We start from the raw sequence: 17,328 nt of genomic DNA, 5'->3' as shown, positions 1-17,328 counted from the left end.
TTCTGTAACAAATGGTGATCCCTTGCCGGATGGCACACGCCTCTTCAATCCGCCGCTAGGATGGTGGCCTATTGGGGCCAAGCTGCCTCGGATTGAACTCTGGACACCATGAACCAAACTGCCGCACTGCAGGGCGATGCCATCTACGCCCTGCTGGACCAAGCCCATGAGCTACTGAACGACTACAACGACGACAAGCCCGGCAGCATCAGCCGTCAGGACCGCATCGCTGCTGCGGTGGAGTTGATGGGGCAGCAGAACTTTGCCCCAGCCACCGTGCAGGAGCTCGAGCGCGTTCACGACTTCTGGCTCTACCTCGATCAGCCCGAAGCGGCCAACAAGCTGCTGCAGCAGCATCGCGACACCGCCCTGGCCGCTGCCGACGAACTGAGCCCCGCAGAGGCCGCGCTGCGCCTGAGCCTCAGCGACATCCAGAGCCGCATGGGCTTTGATCAGCCCTCCGCGCGCGCCCTGCTGGGATCGGCAGCGCTGGCCATTGCCCGGCTGCCCGAGGATGTGGACAGCGACAACTACTGGCATGGCTGGCACTGGATGGCCTCGCAGCTCCAGGCCTGGGAAGCTGCGGCCACGGGCCTTGAGCTGCAACGCGCCCAGGAGCGTCGCAACCCCGATCTGGCCGAAGATGCGGCCTACCTCGATGCCATCCTCTGCGTTCGCAAGGCGGAAATGGCTCAGAAAAGCGGCCACGCCAGCGAGTCAGCCAGCCTCGTGCAAAACGCCATCAATATATTGCGTGATGCCGCGCCCGATCAGCAGGTGGACTTTGACCGCTGGATGACGCTAGCCGACCATGTGCTGCCGCTGGCCCCGCAAAGCCTGCCCGCCCTGCTCATGGCCTGCGAGCAGCAACTGGCCGCTCTGGAGAATCCCCCGCCCTCGCAGGCCGTCAAGGCGCATCGCCAGGTCAAGATCGTGCGACTGCAAGCCCAGGCCTGTGCGCAGGCCGGTCAGCTGGAGGCAGCTCTGCAACTAGCGCCTCAGGGACACTTCGGCCTGACGGATGACTCGGGCGATCCCTTCAGCGCTTCCCAACTGGGTTGGCTGGTGCAGGCCGGTCGCTTGAAGGAGGCCGCCGATCTGGCGCTGGAGAGCGTGCTCCACGCCCGCCCCGTCTCGGCCGTGGCCGCTTTTCAGCTGGCCAAGGAACAGTTCAGCAACGACCCGGCCAACGCCATCACCTGGGCGCTGGTTCTGGCCATTGGCCAGACTGACGAGGACATGCGCCAGCTGCTCGCGCAAGAAGAGATGCCACTGCATCCGGCGGATTTCTATCTGAACATGGTGCGCGCAGCCCAGCCGGCCCATCCGGTGCTGGCTCTGCTCGACGGCCTGCGTCTGGCACGCAAGCGCCAGATGGAGCAGGCTCTGCCGCTGCTGGAAATTGGCGTGGGCCAGCACCCCGAGATGGCCGACAGCGACAAGCTGCCCGCGCTCTGGGCTGCCCGCTTTGCCGCGCTGCCGCTGGAAGAAGCGCTGGCTCGGCCTTTTCCCCAGGGCCATGGCGCGCACTGGTGCTACGCCGCCGGCGTGGTCCTTGACGATGCAGACGATCTGGCTCCGCTGATGGGCGGCAAGAAGAAAGTGCCTGCGCAGGAGGTGCGCGAGCCTCTGGTCGTGCGCTACTACGAGGAGGGTCTCGCCCGCTTCGAGCATTTCTGGGCGACTGGCCAGGGCCGCTTCAAGGATGGCGACCTGCATGTGTACTCCATGCTCTGCAACAACCTGGCCATCAAGTACCGCTTCATGGACCGCTACGACGAGGCCGCCGAGCTGCACCACAAGGGCCTGGGCAGCAGCCCGTTTGCCGAGCATCACAACGGCCTGCTGTGGTGTGCCGTGGGCAAGGACGACGACGCGCAGACCGTGGTCGAGGCCGAGCGCCTGTGGCATTTCGCCCAGGAGCATGGCTACAGCCGCCATGAGCCCACACGTTACTTCTCCACCGTCGCCCTGTCGCTCTACAAGCTCAACCGCGATGACGAGATCAGCATCTGGATGGAGCGTCTGGACCAATGGTTCCACGACCTGGATGAAGACGAGCAGCGCGACGTGCGCCGCAACTACCTGGCGTCCCTGATGTCCATGCTGGACTTTTTCTCCAGCACACGCCCCGAGCTGGTGCTGCCACGTCTGCGCGCGCATCAGCAAGAAGTCATTGCGCTGCAGGACTGCTATCCGCTGCGCCGCCTGGCCTGTGCGCTGGAAGCCTACCCCGAGCTGCTGGAAGAATCCGTGGCACTGCACAAGCAGGCCAACAGCTATCTGGACAAGGATGACGACGAGGACGAGCGGCGCATGTCGCAGTCCGGCATAGAGCGCGCCGAGCGCAAGCTGGCCGAACGCGACGCCCAGGCCGGTGCTGCGGCATCGGGTCGCAAACCATGGTGGAAATTCTGGTGAATCAGGTCGTCGAAAAAGCCGCTGCCGCCAGTGCCTACAAGGCGCGCGATGTCGTCAACGCCCCGGCCATCAAGCAGCGCATCAAGGAGCGCAGCGCAGAGCGCGGCGACGCAGCCGATGTCGCTGCCTGGCTGGGCAACCACTTCTACCGCCATGTGGTGGGCAATCTGCAGGCCGACGAGCCTGCCGTGCTGCGCATTGCCGACGTCCGGCAATTGCAGGAGCTGGCCGGCCGCCAGGAGCCGCCGGCCTGGGCGCTGGAGCGGCTGGAGCGCAGGCAGGTCGGCTTCGAGCTGCCCGAGCTCTGGTGGGTGCAGCCCGACAGCGCCGCCCTGCTGGCGCTGGAGACACGGCTGGTGGAATTTCTCTCCACCCGCAAGGGCACCTCTCTCGAAGGCAAGCTGCAGCGCGTGAACTGCCCGCAGGCGCTGGCGCGCTGGACGCTGGAGCATCTGGCTTTCGAGAAAAAACAGAACAGCGGCCGGGTTGAACACAGCCAGAGCGCCGTGCACGGGTTGCTGCGCGGCCAGCACGGTACCTTTGTGGAGTTTGACGGCACAAGTGCGCAGATGCGCCAGGAAATGGCTTATGAAAGCCAGATGATGGGCCACTGCGTGGGCCAGTTTGCCAACCGCAAGTCCTTCAGCGGCGGCTATGGAGAACATTACGCCGAGGGTCTCGAGTCGGGGCGCATGCGGCTGTTCAGCTACCGCACGGGCACGGCCCAGCCCCGCATCACCGTCAATGCCTATGTGCAAAAGGACGGCAAGCTTCAGATCGAGCAGATCAAGGGCAAGCAGAACCGACCGCCGATTGCACGCTATATGCCCGATGTGGTGACCCTGCTCAACCATCTGCCGCTCAATGACGAGGTGCCCGAGGACGCGCTGTCCATGGGCATTGTGCGCCGCCCGCCCGAGCTGCTGAAGTCCCATCCAGGGCTGGCGCCCTGGTGCTCGGTGCAGGAGCTGCAGACCGACGACGAACAACTGTGGCTGATGCAGCAGCACCCCGCCCTGCTGCCCCGGCTCAATCTGCAGTCACCACTGATGCAGTGGATGGTGGCGGCACGCAAGGACTCGCTGGACAGCGAAGTCATTGAACGCATGCCCAAATCCGCCGCACTGAAACAGAGCTTGCTGATGGCCAGAAAGCGTCCCGGTCGCCCAGGAGTTCGCACATGAGCGGATGGACGATCTTTCTGCTCATCGTGGCCCTGATCTACTGGGTGCTGCGCGGCGGCTTCAAGCGCCTCAAGGAGGCCAGGCAACGCGGCGACATCATCAGCTACCAGGCGGGCAGCCAGGAGCGCAACTGGGCCCTGGCCCTGGCCCACCCCATGGCCTACCACGCCATGCAAGGCGGCTTTGCCAGCGATCTGCATGGCGCTGACGATGCGCTGGCCAGGCAGTTGCGCCCCATGATCCTGCACCATCTTGGCCTGCGCACCGACCTCAGCGACGAACAGGTGCGCCAGCAACTGCCCGACGCACTGCGCCAGCGCTGGTTCATGCTGGATCTGCAGCGCCTGCAGCGCAGCGACGACGTGCGCGCCGCAATGGCGTTTGCCTGCGCGCGCGTGACCTTTTTTGTGCGCAGCGCCAGGCTGCTGGAATGGACGGACGAAGCCCTGCATTGGGATATCCTTCAGCTCAACGCCCAGCGCGCCCAGCAATGCTTCGACAGCTGGCTTGCTTTCGGTCAGGCCTATGCACAGGGCCGCGCTCAATGGCTGGCACAAGGCCGCAGCGATGTGCTGGGCAAGGCCTTCACGTCCGAAGAAGTGGCGCAATGGGTGACGCAGGAGCAGCACCCCTGGCATGCGATGAGCTGGAATCTGCCGCTGACCGGCGATGAGGCAAAGCCCGCCTCCGAGCCTGCGGCATAAGTGCGGGACACCCGCAAAAACCGAGGGACTGCCAGGCAGTCCCTTTTTACATCCGCGGCGCGGGCATTCAGGCAAAGATGCTTCGGGCTTCCGTGAATCGCTTGGCGAAGTACACATTGTCCATGCGTACCCGCTGCACCGTTCCGCCGCTGGACGGCGCGTGCACAAACTGTCCGTTGCCCACAAAAATTCCCATATGGGAATAGCGCCCGCCCAGAGTGTTGAAGAACACGAAGTCGCCGCGCATCAGATCGCGTCCGTCCACCGGGTTGCTGGCCTGCGCCCATTGCGATGTGGTGCGGGGCAGGCGCATTTCCGTGATGCCCCCCACGGCCCACTGAATCAGACCGCTGCAGTCAAAACCGCCCTCGGGAGAGTTGCCGCCATAGGTGTAAGGCGTGTTGACAACCAGCATGGTGCGCGCCAGCAGCGACTCGCGCAGCTCTGCATCCAGACTCAGGGCATTGGCCGGGCGCACGGAAGATCCGCCTTGCGCAGCAGACCGGGGCTTGTCTTTGGTGGTGGAACACCCTGCCAGCGCCGCAAGCAGCGAACCCGCCAGCATCAGCGCGCCGCGGCGCTCCAGACATTGAGGCAGAGGTTGCCGCTGACCCGCCTCCACGAAAGTCCTGTCTTGTAGCTTCATGGAAAGGCATGTTCTCAGAAAGCCGCCCATACAGCCACCTTCTATCCACAATTACTGCGCTTCTTTACAAAAAAGTGAGCTGCTCTCGCTAGTCATTCCTTTGATTCAGATGCATTTCTCATCCAAACCCATGAACAACAAGCGCAAGCAGCTCACTTTTTATAGATCGCTGATCTCAAACCAAGCACCCCCCAACTCAGGGACAGCGAGCAAGCGCCTATGCCGGCCGCGCCGCCGCGCAGCGAGGCTGTCGTCCCCCTTGGGAGCGCCCGGCCAGGGGAAGCCGCGCAGCGGCTCAGGGGGAGCTATCAGAACGGCAGCTTGGGCATGCCGCCGCCGCCCATCATGCCCTTCATGGCCTTCATGCCGCCCATCTTCTTCATCATCTTCATCAGACCGCCGCCCTTGAACTTCTTCATCATGGTCTGCATCTGCTCGAACTCCTTAAGCAGGCGGTTGACTTCCTGCACCTGCACGCCGGCGCCGTCGGCAATACGCTTTTTGCGCGTGGCCTTGATCAGGGCGGGGTTCTTGCGCTCCTTGAAGGTCATGGAGCAGATGATGCCTTCCTTGCGCTTGATCTCGCGCTCGGCCTTGTCCATATCGACCTGACCGGCCTTGCCGGCCAGCTCGGCGGGCAGCTTGTCCATCAGGGTCGAGAGACCGCCCATCTGCTTCATCTGCTGCAGCTGGGCCAGAAAGTCGTTGAGGTCGAAGCCGTCGCCGCTCTTGAGCTTCTCGGCCATCTTCTGCGCGGCTTCCATGTCCACGCCCTTGGTGACCTGCTCGACCAGGGCCACGATGTCGCCCATGCCCAGCACGCGCTGTGCGTGGCGGTCGGCATCGAAGACTTCCAGGCCGTCGATCTTTTCCGAGACACCGGCGAACTTGATGGGCGCGCCCGTGATCTGGCGCACCGACAGCGCCGCACCGCCGCGCGAATCGCCGTCAAGCTTGGTCAGCACGATACCGGTCAGCGGCAGCGCTTCCTTGAAGGCCTTGGCCGTGTTGACCGCATCCTGGCCCTGCATGGCATCGACCACGAACAGGGTTTCGACGGGCTTGAGCGTGGCGTGCAAATCCTTGATTTCGGCCATCAGCAGCTCGTCGATGGCCAGACGGCCGGCCGTATCCACCAGCAGCACATCGAAGAAATGCTTTTTGGCGTAGTCGATCGCAGCCACGGCGATATCGTGAGGCTTCTGGTCCGGCGTGGAGGGAAACCACTCGGCGCCAGCCTGGGCCGTCACGGTCTTGAGCTGCTCGATCGCCGCAGGGCGATAGACGTCTCCCGAGACCGTGAGCACCTTTTTCTTGCGCTTTTCGATCAGATGCTTGGCCAGCTTGGCCGTGGTGGTGGTCTTGCCGGCGCCTTGCAGACCAGCCATCAGAATGACGGCGGGAGGCTGGGCATTGAGGTTGATGTCGGCCACGCCTTCGCCCATGGTCGCCGCCAACTCCTTGTTGACGATGGACACCAGCACCTGGCCGGGCTGCAGCGAGCTGATGACTTCCTGGCCCAGCGCCTTTTCCTTGACGCGGGCAATGAAGTCGCGCACCACGGGCAGGGCCACGTCGGCCTCCAGCAAGGCCATGCGCACTTCGCGCAGCATGTCCTGCACATTGGACTCGGTGATGCGGGCCTGGCCGCGCATCTCTTTGACAAGGCGCGAGAGTTTATCGGTGAGTGCGGAGGCCATAAGCAAAAAGCATTCGAAAGTTATGGATGGACGGGAGTCGTGCGCGAGCGCGCAGCACGACTCTCCGGGCAGCTTGCGGACCCAGCTCAGGCGAGGCGAAGCTGCATGAACAGGCATTTTACCCGCTGCCCTTGATTGACGATGCCCCGCAGGCTTGTCCGTGATCTGCCTCAGGCGTGCAAGGCCGCTGCGCCCTGCCTCACAACTCCCTCGAAAAAGAGACCAGGCCGGTCTTGAATGGACCTGAATCAAGCTCTGCTGCAAGTCCTTGCGCGTGGCGCAGGACTGGCCGGCTGGGCGGGAAGACTGGAGACATCGCCCGGCAGGAGAAAATCCTTGAAGAACGGGCTCGAAAGTCGACGATCTGCTCGCAAGCGCTCAAACCCACGCTCATGACCGGGTTCAGACAGCGCTTTATGCGCAAAATTGCCGGACGGCAGCGGCCTGCAAAAGATGAGTGAGGGCCAGCGGCACTATCATAGAAAGCATGCTCTCCCAACCGCTCACCGCAGCTGGCCCCATTGGCTGGATCCTGGCCATGGCCGCAGCCATTGCCTACGCCATTCCTGCACTTGCCACCCAGCACCTGCAAGAAGCCGGTGCCCGTCGCTGCCTGCGCCTGGCCTGGGCACTGCATGCCCTGCTGCTGGGCTGGGGTCTGCTTGGCGAGTTGCCGCACTTCGGCTTTGCTCCTGCACTCTCTATCACTGCCTGGCTGGTGCTGACCGTCTATGTGGTGGAGCAGCAGCTCTACCCGCAGCTGCGCTCGCGCTGGCCGCTGTCCATGCTGGGCAGCGTGGCCGTGCTTCTGGCCGTGGTGTTCCCCGGCACACCGCTGCACGTCAACGCCTCGCCCTGGCTGCCGCTGCATCTGGCTCTGGGCATTGCTTCCTACGGCCTGTTTGCCGCAGCCGTCGTTCATGGCGCGCTGATGAGCCATGCCGAGCGGCAGATGCGCCAGGGCGGCGACCATGACAGCGGACTGCCGCTGCTGACGCTGGAGCGGCTGACCTTCCGTTTTGTCGGAGCGGGCTTTGTGCTGCTGACCGCCACACTGGCCGCAGGCTGGCTGTTTGGCGAGCAGCTCTACGGCAAGGCATGGGTGTGGAATCACAAATCCATTTTCTCCCTGCTGTCCTGGCTGGCATTTGCCGTGCTGCTGTTCGGCCGCAAGCGATTCGGCTGGCGCGGCCAGAGCGCCGTACGTGTTCTTTATATCGGCGCCATCTTTTTGCTGCTGGCCTATGCCGGCTCGCGGTTTGTGATTGAAGTCCTGCTGGAGCGCGCAGCATGAAGTATTTGCTGGTCCTGCTGGTCGTGGTGGTGGCTGTCGGAATCTGGCGCAACAAACGCCGCGCTGAAGTGGCCGATCAGACCAGGCCTGCCAGCACCCCCAAGCAGGCACAGACCATGGTAGCTTGTGCTCACTGCGGCCTTCACCTGCCGCAAGCAGATGCTGTCAACGACGCCTCGGGCAAGATCTTCTGCAGCGCGGAACACCGCCGCCTGGCCCAGCAAGACACTGCCCGCCACTGACCGCATGGTGAACTCCGCCTCGCCCTGGCAGCACACCGCCATCCCGCTCGATGAAGCCATCAGCCGGCGCGCGGACGCCAGTCTCAACGCCCCGTTCGTGCGCCTGTGGCAGGCCTTCCTCAGCGGCCGCGTGCTTCTGGCGCTGGCCCTGGTGCTGCTGCAGACGCTGAATCTGCAGCTGCAGAACATCAGCTCTCCCCTGGCCTGGCTGATCTGCTTCACCTATCTGACGCTGACCGTCGTGCTGCGCCTGGCTGCCGGACGTCATTTGCCGGCGCCTCGCGCAGCCCTGCAATGGCTGCCCGTGATCGGCGTCGACATTGCGGTGATCTTTCTGCTGCAGATCTTTCAGGTCGGCTCGCTCAACTACACCGCGCTGCTGGCCATTCCCGTCCTGATCTCCTCGGCGCTGGGTGGACTGATGCTGGCCTTTGGCACCACGGCCAGCATCACGCTGCTGACGCTGGCCTACACCTTCTGGCAATACCATGGCGGGCTCAACGACGGCGCCCAGTCTTACTACCAGACGGCGTTTTCCTGCGCCGGCTATTTCTGCGTGGCCTATCTCACGCACGAGCTGGCCAAACGTGTCCGGCGCGAGCGTTCCCAGGCCCTGTTCAACCGCTTGCGCACCCAGACCCAGGAGCAGGTCAACAGTCTGGTGATCAACCACTTCTCCGACGGCGTGCTGGTGGTCGACTCGAGCTTGCTGGTTCTGCAGGCCAACCCAGCTGCCTTGCAGCTGCTGGGCCTGCCCATAGATCACCCCCAGCCTTTTTCCCTGCAGGCCCACAGCTGGTGGGAGCCGCTGGCGCATTCGACACAAGCCAGCTTTGCCCATGCCCGCCCGCTGTCCGCCACGATTCACCTGCAGGCTCATGAACGACACGGCGCCACGGGCATGCATGTGCGCACACGCATCACCGAAGTTTCGGCGCCCTATCTGGACGAGGGTCCGCAGGCGCAAGCCAGCCATTCGCTTTGCGTCATGTTTCTTCACGACCTGCGCGAAATGGAAGCGCAGCTGCGCACCGAAAAGCTGGCCTCCATGGGCCGCATGTCGGCTGCCGTGGCTCATGAAATACGCAACCCGCTCGCTGCCATCACCCAGGCCAATGCGCTGCTGGCCGAAGACCTGGCGAGCCAGCCCGGCCCCCAACAGCTATGCCGGATCGTGGGGCAGAACGCCGACCGACTGGCCCGCATCGCCGAAGAAATCCTCAACCTGGCACGCGTGCAGCAGGGCGCAGAAACCCATCAGGGCCAGTCGCTGCCGCTGGACACCCTGCTGGCCCAGATCAGCCATGAATGGCGCATACAGGCCGCTCCGCCGCGCCAGCTTCTGCTGCGGCTCAATGCAACGGCCCGCCACATCTTGTTCGATGAAGAGCATCTGCGCCGCGTGCTGATCAACTTGCTGGACAATGCCCAGCGCCACCGCAGCCATGCCGGCAATGAGGCGGGCCTGCAGTTGATCAGCGGCCACGGGCCCTTGAACGGTCAGATCCAGGGTCTCGCACCGCAGGACGACACCTGCTGGTTCATGGTCTGGAGTGATGGGGCACCGCTGGAGTCCAGCGTCGAGCGCCATCTGTTCGAGCCGTTCTTCTCCTCTCAAAGCCGCTCCAGCGGCCTCGGACTCTATATATGCCGCGAGCTGTGCCAGCGCTACGATGCCTCCATCAGCTATCAACGCCTGGCTCGCAGCACACCGCAAGGCGAGGTGAACGGCAATGCCTTTATCGTGACTCTGCGCAGCGGCCCTTCATCCCTCGCGAGCCACTCCCTGTTTGACTCGATCATGGTGTAAGCCCAGTGACATCATCGCCTCACTCATCCGCAGCGGCCAACATTCTCGTGGTCGATGATGAACCGGATCTGCGCACGCTCTACGAGCTGACCTTGCTGCGGGAAGGCTACCGCGTGGAAACCGCGGGCTCGGTCCAGGAAGGCATGACTCAGTTGCAAGGCCGCAATTTCGATGTCTTGATTACCGATATGCGCCTGCCCGACGGGATCGGCATGGAGCTGCTGCTGCAACTGCGCGATCAGTCGCGCAGCGAGCGCTGCATCGTCATGACGGCCTACGGCTCTGCCGAAAACGCCGTCGAGGCCCTGCGCGCGGGCGCGTTCGACTATCTGACCAAGCCCGTGGACCTGCGCCAGTTCCGCCAGGTCGTGGCCTCGGCCGTGCAAGGCATTGGCGCGGTGCCCAAGCCCGGCAACCCGCAGACCAGCGACAGCTCGGCCGCCAGCGGCACTGGTGCGGGAACGCCAGCTGGCGCCCTGGAGGCTCTGGTTGGCAAGTCTCAGGCCATGCAACTGGTCAAGCAGCGCATTGCCAAGGTCGCCAAAGGCATGGCTCCCGTGCTGATCCACGGTGAATCCGGCACGGGCAAGGAACTGGTGGCACGCGCCCTGCACGGCTGCAGCCAGCGGGCCGGCGGCCCCATGGTCGCGGTCAACTGCGGTGCCATCCCGGAAAGCCTGCTCGAAGCCGAGTTCTTCGGTGCCCGCAAGGGCTCCTACACCGGTGCCACGCAGGACAGGCCCGGCTACTTCCAGGCTGCACAGGGCGGCACCTTGTTTCTCGATGAAATCGGCGACCTGCCCCTGGCCATGCAGGCCAAGCTGCTGCGCGCCATTCAGGAGCGCAAGATTCGTCCACTGGGCAGCACCCAGGAAGAAGCCGTCGATGTGCGCATCGTCAGCGCCACCCACCGCGATCTGGGAGCGGAAGTGCAGGCAGGCAATTTCCGCCAGGACCTGTTCTACCGCCTCAACGTCATCGAAATCGAGCTGCCCGCGCTGCGCGAGCGCCGTGAAGACCTGGGCCAGCTATGCCAGGCTTTGCTGCAAAAGCTGGCCCGCGAATCCGGACTGGCTACGCCGGAGCTGGACGACATCAGCCTGAGCCAGATAGCCCGGCTCCCGCTGCCTGGCAATGTGCGCGAGCTGGAGAACGTGCTGCACCGCGCCATTGCACTGGGCGAGGAAGGCCCGCTGCGTCTGCCCGAATCCGGCGTGCCGGCCGAGTGCGCTGGTGTGGCGGTAGCGGCTTCCTCGGGCGCTTGGGCATCGAGCGCACCGCCGCCGCAAACTCAGCACGCAGGCAGTCCGGCCACGCTGCCGGAGGATCTGCAAGGCTGGCTTGATGAGCAGGAGCGCAGCATCCTGGTCAGAGCCCTGCAGGACAACGGCTTCAACCGCACAGCCACGGCGGCCAGACTGGGCATCAGCCTGCGCCAGATTCGCTACCGCATCGACCGTCTGGGCATAGACCTGCCGGCCGAAGGCAGCAAACACCAGAGCGACAATGTCTGATTCCACGCCCCTTTCCTCCTCCCTGGCCCAGCCCTGGCAGGCCGGCTGGTATGGTGCGGCGCGTCAGCTGAGATCTCCCAATTTCGGCCCTCGCCCCGAGGATGCGCAGATCGATCTCGTCGTCATCCACTCCATCAGCCTGCCTCCGGGCCAGTACGGCACAGGCGCGGTGCAGCAACTGTTCACCAATCAGCTGGACTGGGACGCCCACCCCTATTACCAGGGCATTCGCGGCCTCGAAGTCTCGTCACATTTCTTTATCACGCGCCAGGGCGAGATCTGGCAGTTCGTCAGCTGCGACGACCGCGCCTGGCATGCCGGTGTCAGTCAGTGGCGCGGGCGCGAGCGCTGCAACGACGACTCCATCGGCATCGAACTCGAAGGCCTGGAAGGCCTGAGCTTTGAAGCTCCGCAGTACCAGGCCCTGCAGCAGCTTTGCATGGCCATCGCGGCGCACTATCCGGTGCGCTACATCGCCGGACACGAGCACATCGCGCCTGGGCGCAAGCAGGACCCCGGACCCGGTTTCGACTGGCAGCGGCTGCAGCAGCAGCTGGCCAGCACAGACGGCACGCGCAGCTGGGAATTTCCCCCCAATCCTGCAGCCTCAGGCGCAGCCTGAAATCTTCATAGCACCTACCGCCTTTCAGCACTCGATTTCACACATATTCGCAGCTGAAATCTTTTATTCGTAGGCGCTATGCGCTCCTCATTTTGAGAATCCCAAGCATCCATCGTTGCGGGGCTTCGAAACGGCATGTCAATGGCGCGCGCGCAACAACTGTCGCCTGCATCAAACACGCAAATTTTTTACATATTTCCGGCCCGATCTGCCGCCGCGCGCAACCGCGCCACAGGCCTTTATTCATGCGGGATGAAGTCATTTTTGCGGCTGTCAAGCGGCGCTCGAAATGCCAGATTCAGTAGTTTCATCAGGTCGCTCGGATTTAAGCGCGATACACTACCGGTAGTGTTTTGAAGAGCCTCAGACCCCATATCTAGTGTTTACAAGTTGTGCACACCCTGTGCAAACCATGTGTAAACCGAGGCGCCGAATCGTGTTTTTGATGGCCTGCCCACAGTGCAGGCCTTTGTCTGCCTATCCACATACTGACTCAGAGGAACTTATGCAAGAAGCGTTGAACTCACTGCCTTCTGCCGCGCCTGCCGGCGCAGCCAATTCTTCCTCCCCCAATGACAGCTATCAGATCATCCGCCGCAGCGGCGATGTGGTGGCTTTCGCGCCCCAGAAGATTGCCGTGGCCCTGACCAAGGCTTTCCTGGCTGTGCGCGGCGCGCAGGGCGCGGCGTCTGCCAGCGTGCGCGACACCGTCAACGAACTGACCGAAGGCGTGGTGCGCGCACTGGTGCGCTCGCGTCCCGATGGCGGCACCTTCCATATTGAAGATGTGCAGGATCAGGTCGAGCTGGGCCTGATGCGCGCCGGCCACCAGGACGTGGCCCGCGCCTATGTGCTGTACCGCGAGCGCCGCAACCAGGAACGTGCCGAGCAGAAGAAGGCCGCCGAAGTGGCCGCCGCTGCCGCCGCCAAGCCCGTGCTGCATGTGACCGACAACGGCCAGCGCGTGCCCCTGGACCAGGAGCGTCTGGAGGCTCTGATCGTCGCTTCCTGCCGCAATCTGAATGCCGACATCCAGTCCGCGCCCATCGTGGCCGAGACCCTGCGCAATCTGTACGACGGCGTGCCTCTGGCCGAGGTCTACAAGGCGTCCATCCTGGCCGCCCGTACGCTGATTGAAAAAGACCCCGACTACACCTACGTCACCGCCCGCCTGCTGCTGCACACCATCGTGCGCGAAGTCATGGGCCGCGACGTGCAGCCCGCAGAAATGCAGACGGCCTATGCCGACTACTTCCCCGGTTTTGTGCAAAAGGGCGTGGACAACGAGCTGCTCAACCCCGAGCTGCTGAGCTACGACCTGCCCCGTCTGGCCAAGGCCCTGAAGGCCGAGCGCGACGAACAGTTCGACTACCTGGGCCTGCAGACCCTGTACGACCGCTACTTCCTGCACGTGCGCAAGACCCGCATCGAGCTGCCCCAGTCCTTCTTCATGCGCGTGGCCATGGGCCTGGCGCTGAACGAGCCTGACCGCAATGCACGTGCCATCGAGTTCTACGAGCTGCTGTCGTCCTTCGACTTCATGTCGTCCACCCCGACGCTGTTCAACAGCGGCACGCTGCGCTCGCAGCTGTCGTCCTGCTACCTGACCACCGTGCCCGACGATCTGGACGGCATCTACGAATCCATCAAGGAAAACGCTCTGCTGTCCAAGTTTGCTGGCGGCCTGGGCAATGACTGGACCCGTGTGCGTGCCCTGGGCTCGCGCATCAAGGGCACCAACGGCGAATCGCAAGGCGTGGTTCCCTTCCTCAAGGTGGTCAACGACACGGCCGTCGCCGTGAACCAGGGCGGCAAGCGCAAGGGCGCAGTCTGCACCTATCTGGAATCCTGGCACCTGGACATCGAAGAATTCCTGGAGCTGCGCAAGAACACCGGCGACGACCGCCGCCGCACCCACGACATGAACACGGCGAACTGGATTCCCGACCTGTTCATGAAGCGCGTGATGGAAAAAGGCCAGTGGACCCTGTTCTCGCCCGCCGACGCTCCCGATCTGCACGATCTGTACGGCGAAGCTTTCGAGAAGGCCTACACCGCCTACGAAGCCAAGACCGACAGCGGCGAGCTCAAGCTGTTCAAGCGCGTGCCTGCCGTGGACCTGTGGCGCAAGATGCTCTCGATGCTGTTCGAGACCGGCCATCCCTGGATCACCTTCAAGGACCCCTGCAACATCCGCTCGCCCCAGCAGCACGTGGGTGTGGTGCACTCGTCCAATCTGTGCACCGAGATCACGCTCAACACCAGCGACACCGAAACTGCGGTCTGCAACCTGGGTTCCGTGAACCTGGTCCAGCACATCAAGGACGGCAAGATCGACCACGACAAGCTGCGCAAGACCGTGAACACGGCCATGCGCATGCTGGACAACGTGATCGACATCAACTACTACGCCGTGCAAAAGGCCAAGGACTCCAATCTGCGCCACCGCCCCGTGGGCATGGGCCTGATGGGTTTCCAGGACGCGCTGTATGAAATGCGCACCGCCTACGCCAGCCAGGGCGCCGTCGAGTTCGCCGACGAAGCCATGGAAGCCATCTGCTACTACGCTTACTGGGCATCGACCGAGCTGTCCAAGGAACGCGGCACCTACTCCACCTTCAAGGGCTCGCTGTGGGATCAGGGTATCCTGCCTCCCGACACCCTGAAGCTGCTGGAAAAGGCCCGCGGCGGCTATGTGGAAGTGGATCGCTCCGCCAAGCTGGACTGGGATGCCCTGCGCGCCAAGATCGCCCAGGACGGCATGCGCAACTCCAACTGCGTGGCCATTGCGCCCACCGCCACCATCTCCAACATCGTGGGTGTGGATGCCTCGATCGAGCCTTCGTTCGGCAACCTGTCCGTGAAGTCCAATCTGTCGGGTGAATTCACCGTCATCAACCAGTACCTGGTGCGCGACCTCAAGCGTCTGGGCCTGTGGGACGACGTGATGGTCATGGACCTCAAGCATTTCGACGGCTCGCTGCGCGCCATCGACCGCGTGCCGCAAGAGATCAAGAACCTCTACGCCACCGCGTTCGAAGTCTCGCCCGAATGGCTGGTGGAAGCCGCCTCGCGCCGCCAGAAGTGGATCGACCAGGCCCAGAGCCTGAACATCTACATGGCCGGTGCATCGGGCAAGAAGCTGCACGACACCTACATGCTGGCCTGGCTGCGCGGTCTGAAGACCACCTACTACCTGCGTACCACCAGCGCGACCAATATCGAGAAGTCCACCGTGCAAAGCCGTGTGCTGAACGCCGTGTCCTCCGGCGCTCCTGCCGCTTCGGCTGCTCCTGCGGCCAAGCCTGCGGTGAGCGCACTGGAAGCCGCTGCCGCCGCTGCCCGTGCCCAGGCACCTGCCACGGACATCAAGTTCTGCGCGATCGACGATCCAGGCTGCGAGGCTTGCCAATAACTGGCTGGCTCCCCCTGAAGCGCTTGGCCTAGGCGGCCCCGCGCCTTCCCCCTCTCTGGCGCTGAGCGCCGGAGGGGGACGACACCCTCGGTGCGCGGCGGCGTTTCCTCGGTGTCTCTCGCTTTAGAGTGCACCAGTATTTGAGTGGTGCCACTCCATCAATAAATGACTGAAAAGCTGGATGTCGATTGCATTGCACCCAGCCTTTTCCCCCTCAAGGAATAAATATGCTGAGCTTTGACGACGACACCTTTGCCCCTTCCGCCACCAGCGCAGAAGCCGGCGCGTCCACCAGCACCCACAAGCGCGTGAATGCCGCCGACAAGCGCATCATCAACGCCAAGACCGACGTGAACCAGCTGGTCCCCTTCAAGTACAAGTGGGCCTGGGAAAAGTATCTGGCCACCTGCGCCAACCACTGGATGCCGCAGGAAGTGAACATGACGCGCGACATCGCGCTGTGGAAGGACCCCAACGGCCTGACCGAAGACGAGCGCCGCATCGTCAAGCGCAATCTGGGCTTCTTTGTGACGGCCGACTCGCTGGCCGCCAACAACATCGTGCTGGGCACCTACCGCCACATCACGGCGCCCGAGTGCCGCCAGTTCCTGCTGCGCCAGGCCTTCGAGGAAGCCATCCACACTCACGCCTACCAGTACATCGTGGAATCGCTGGGTCTGGATGAATCGGAAATCTTCAACGCCTACAACGAAGTCCAATCCATCCGCGACAAGGACGAGTTCCTGATCCCCTTCATCGAAGCGATCATGGACCCCAACTTCCACACCGGCACGCCCGAAACCGACCAGACTCTGCTGAAGTCGCTGATCGTTTTTGCCTGCCTGATGGAAGGTCTGTTCTTCTACGTGGGCTTCACGCAGATCCTGGCCCTGGGCCGCCAAAACAAGATGACGGGCGCCGCCGAGCAGTACCAGTACATCCTGCGCGACGAGTCCATGCACTGCAACTTCGGCATCGATCTGATCAACCAGCTCAAGCTCGAGAACCCCCATCTGTGGACGGCCGAGTTCAAGCAGGAAATCACGGAGCTGTTCCAGAAGGCTGTGGAACTGGAATATCGCTATGCCGAGGACACCATGCCACGCGGCGTGCTGGGCATGAATGCATCCATGTTCAAGGGCTATCTGCGCTACATCGCCAACCGTCGCGCCACGCAGATCGGTCTGGAGGAACTGTTCCCCGGTGAAGAAAATCCCTTCCCCTGGATGAGCGAAATGATCGATTTGAAGAAAGAACGTAACTTCTTTGAGACACGAGTGATCGAGTATCAGACCGGAGGCGCACTTTCTTGGGATTAATTGCTTCTAAGCAGGCACAATGCGAGTCATGACTTGCTTCACTTCATTGCTACAAAAAACTGAGATTTTTGGCGTGAAGCAAATTTGTGTTCCTAGCGATGCGTAACTCCACATCGCTTTGAATCGTCCGGCACCGCAAGGAACCGGACGTCTTATGCAAATCAACGAAGGAGAAAATGATGGCAACTGCGAAGAAGACGGCCGCCAAGGCCACAACCGAGAAAAAGACACCTGCCAAGAAGGCGGCCGCGCCCAAGGCTGAAGCTGTGAAGAAGGCAGCTGCAACCAAGACCGCAGCCCCCAAGGCCGCTGCTCCAGCAAAGGCTGCACCCAAGAAGGCTGCAACCGCTGCCAAGGCTGCTGCTCCTGCAAAGGCTGCGCCCAAGAAGGCTGCAACCGCTGCCAAGGCTGCTGCTCCTGCAAAGGCTGCACCCAAGAAGGCTGCAACCGCTGCCAA

Annotated in this window: 13 protein-coding genes; 11 read left to right on the top strand and 2 right to left on the bottom strand. The window is 63.0% G+C overall.

All coding sequences use genetic code 11. The features are described 5' to 3' along the window. Positions 1 to 108: 108 nt before the first annotated feature. The 3 genes from AAIL67_RS15260 to AAIL67_RS15250 are packed head-to-tail and all read left to right on the top strand — an operon-like array spanning position 109 to position 4,309. Positions 109 to 2,421 carry a hypothetical protein gene (locus AAIL67_RS15260; RefSeq protein ID WP_063664854.1) on the top strand — a complete coding sequence of 771 codons (2,313 nt, stop codon included), beginning with the start codon at positions 109 to 111 and terminating at the stop codon, positions 2,419 to 2,421. Beyond that, on the top strand, positions 2,403 to 3,605 hold the full coding sequence (locus AAIL67_RS15255; RefSeq protein WP_224648885.1) for a hypothetical protein: 1,203 nt from the start codon (positions 2,403 to 2,405) through the stop codon (positions 3,603 to 3,605). Before AAIL67_RS15260 ends, AAIL67_RS15255 begins: the two co-directional genes overlap by 19 nt. Further along, positions 3,602 to 4,309: a DUF1266 domain-containing protein gene (locus AAIL67_RS15250; protein ID WP_034394331.1), complete on the top strand. Its 708-nt coding sequence runs from the start codon at positions 3,602 to 3,604 to the stop codon at positions 4,307 to 4,309. The genes AAIL67_RS15255 and AAIL67_RS15250 overlap by 4 nt, the downstream gene beginning before the upstream one ends. 67 nt (positions 4,310 to 4,376) lie before the next feature. Here AAIL67_RS15250 and AAIL67_RS15245 read toward each other — a convergent pair whose 3' ends face one another. Together AAIL67_RS15245 and ffh are read right to left on the bottom strand one after the other, a co-directional pair. After that, a complete protein-coding gene (locus AAIL67_RS15245) occupies positions 4,377 to 4,955 on the bottom strand; it encodes a C40 family peptidase (protein WP_034381317.1) in 579 nt (192 codons plus the stop codon). A gap of 308 nt (positions 4,956 to 5,263) precedes the next feature. Further along, entirely contained in the window at positions 5,264 to 6,655 is a 1,392-nt protein-coding gene (gene ffh, locus AAIL67_RS15240; RefSeq protein WP_003070990.1) for a signal recognition particle protein, read from the bottom strand. Between the two features lie 487 nt (positions 6,656 to 7,142). Here ffh and ccsA point away from each other — a divergent pair, with 487 nt between their 5' ends. The 8 genes from ccsA to AAIL67_RS15200 all read left to right on the top strand — a co-directional run. Continuing rightward, complete coding sequence (gene ccsA / locus AAIL67_RS15235; RefSeq protein ID WP_034357803.1) at positions 7,143 to 7,949, top strand: cytochrome c biogenesis protein CcsA; 807 nt, start codon at positions 7,143 to 7,145, stop codon at positions 7,947 to 7,949. Further along, on the top strand, positions 7,946 to 8,191 hold the full coding sequence (locus AAIL67_RS15230) for a PP0621 family protein (protein ID WP_034381319.1): 246 nt from the start codon (positions 7,946 to 7,948) through the stop codon (positions 8,189 to 8,191). Before ccsA ends, AAIL67_RS15230 begins: the two co-directional genes overlap by 4 nt. 4 nt (positions 8,192 to 8,195) lie before the next feature. Then, complete coding sequence (locus AAIL67_RS15225) at positions 8,196 to 10,001, top strand: ATP-binding protein (RefSeq protein ID WP_034357807.1); 1,806 nt, start codon at positions 8,196 to 8,198, stop codon at positions 9,999 to 10,001. Positions 10,002 to 10,048: 47 nt separating this feature from the next. Further along, positions 10,049 to 11,515 (top strand): sigma-54 dependent transcriptional regulator, encoded by a 1,467-nt coding sequence (locus AAIL67_RS15220; RefSeq protein ID WP_343484375.1) that lies wholly within the window; start codon positions 10,049 to 10,051, stop codon positions 11,513 to 11,515. Beyond that, complete coding sequence (gene ampD / locus AAIL67_RS15215) at positions 11,508 to 12,137, top strand: 1,6-anhydro-N-acetylmuramyl-L-alanine amidase AmpD (protein WP_034381326.1); 630 nt, start codon at positions 11,508 to 11,510, stop codon at positions 12,135 to 12,137. Before AAIL67_RS15220 ends, ampD begins: the two co-directional genes overlap by 8 nt. 505 nt (positions 12,138 to 12,642) lie before the next feature. After that, entirely contained in the window at positions 12,643 to 15,552 is a 2,910-nt protein-coding gene (locus AAIL67_RS15210) for a ribonucleoside-diphosphate reductase subunit alpha (protein ID WP_343484316.1), read from the top strand. Positions 15,553 to 15,779: 227 nt separating this feature from the next. Beyond that, positions 15,780 to 16,871 carry a ribonucleotide-diphosphate reductase subunit beta gene (locus AAIL67_RS15205; RefSeq protein WP_034357815.1) on the top strand — a complete coding sequence of 364 codons (1,092 nt, stop codon included), beginning with the start codon at positions 15,780 to 15,782 and terminating at the stop codon, positions 16,869 to 16,871. A 179-nt stretch (positions 16,872 to 17,050) separates the two neighbouring features. Then, positions 17,051 to 17,328, top strand: a 278-nt coding sequence (locus tag AAIL67_RS15200; protein WP_343484314.1) for a hypothetical protein, incomplete at its 3' end; no start/stop codon positions are given.

The organism is Comamonas sp. A7-5, from assembly GCF_039581385.1.
GTDB classification, from domain to species: Bacteria; Pseudomonadota; Gammaproteobacteria; order Burkholderiales; family Burkholderiaceae_C; genus Comamonas; species Comamonas thiooxydans.
Note: the sequence above shows the minus strand (reverse complement) of the source record. Positions and strands in the feature narration are given on the sequence as shown.

Bases quoted from the DNA above. Each gene is read 5' to 3' on its own strand.
- AAIL67_RS15260 (WP_063664854.1), top strand. From the start codon at position 109: ATGAACCAAACTGCCGCACTGCAGGGCGATGCCATCTACGCCCTGCTG.
- AAIL67_RS15255 (WP_224648885.1), top strand. From the start codon at position 2,403: ATGGTGGAAATTCTGGTGAATCAGGTCGTCGAAAAAGCCGCTGCCGCC.
- AAIL67_RS15250 (WP_034394331.1), top strand. From the start codon at position 3,602: ATGAGCGGATGGACGATCTTTCTGCTCATCGTGGCCCTGATCTACTGG.
- AAIL67_RS15245 (WP_034381317.1), bottom strand. From the start codon at position 4,955: ATGAAGCTACAAGACAGGACTTTCGTGGAGGCGGGTCAGCGGCAACCT.
- ffh (WP_003070990.1), bottom strand. From the start codon at position 6,655: ATGGCCTCCGCACTCACCGATAAACTCTCGCGCCTTGTCAAAGAGATG.
- ccsA (WP_034357803.1), top strand. From the start codon at position 7,143: ATGCTCTCCCAACCGCTCACCGCAGCTGGCCCCATTGGCTGGATCCTG.
- AAIL67_RS15230 (WP_034381319.1), top strand. From the start codon at position 7,946: ATGAAGTATTTGCTGGTCCTGCTGGTCGTGGTGGTGGCTGTCGGAATC.
- AAIL67_RS15225 (WP_034357807.1), top strand. From the start codon at position 8,196: ATGGTGAACTCCGCCTCGCCCTGGCAGCACACCGCCATCCCGCTCGAT.
- ampD (WP_034381326.1), top strand. From the start codon at position 11,508: ATGTCTGATTCCACGCCCCTTTCCTCCTCCCTGGCCCAGCCCTGGCAG.
- AAIL67_RS15210 (WP_343484316.1), top strand. From the start codon at position 12,643: ATGCAAGAAGCGTTGAACTCACTGCCTTCTGCCGCGCCTGCCGGCGCA.
- AAIL67_RS15205 (WP_034357815.1), top strand. From the start codon at position 15,780: ATGCTGAGCTTTGACGACGACACCTTTGCCCCTTCCGCCACCAGCGCA.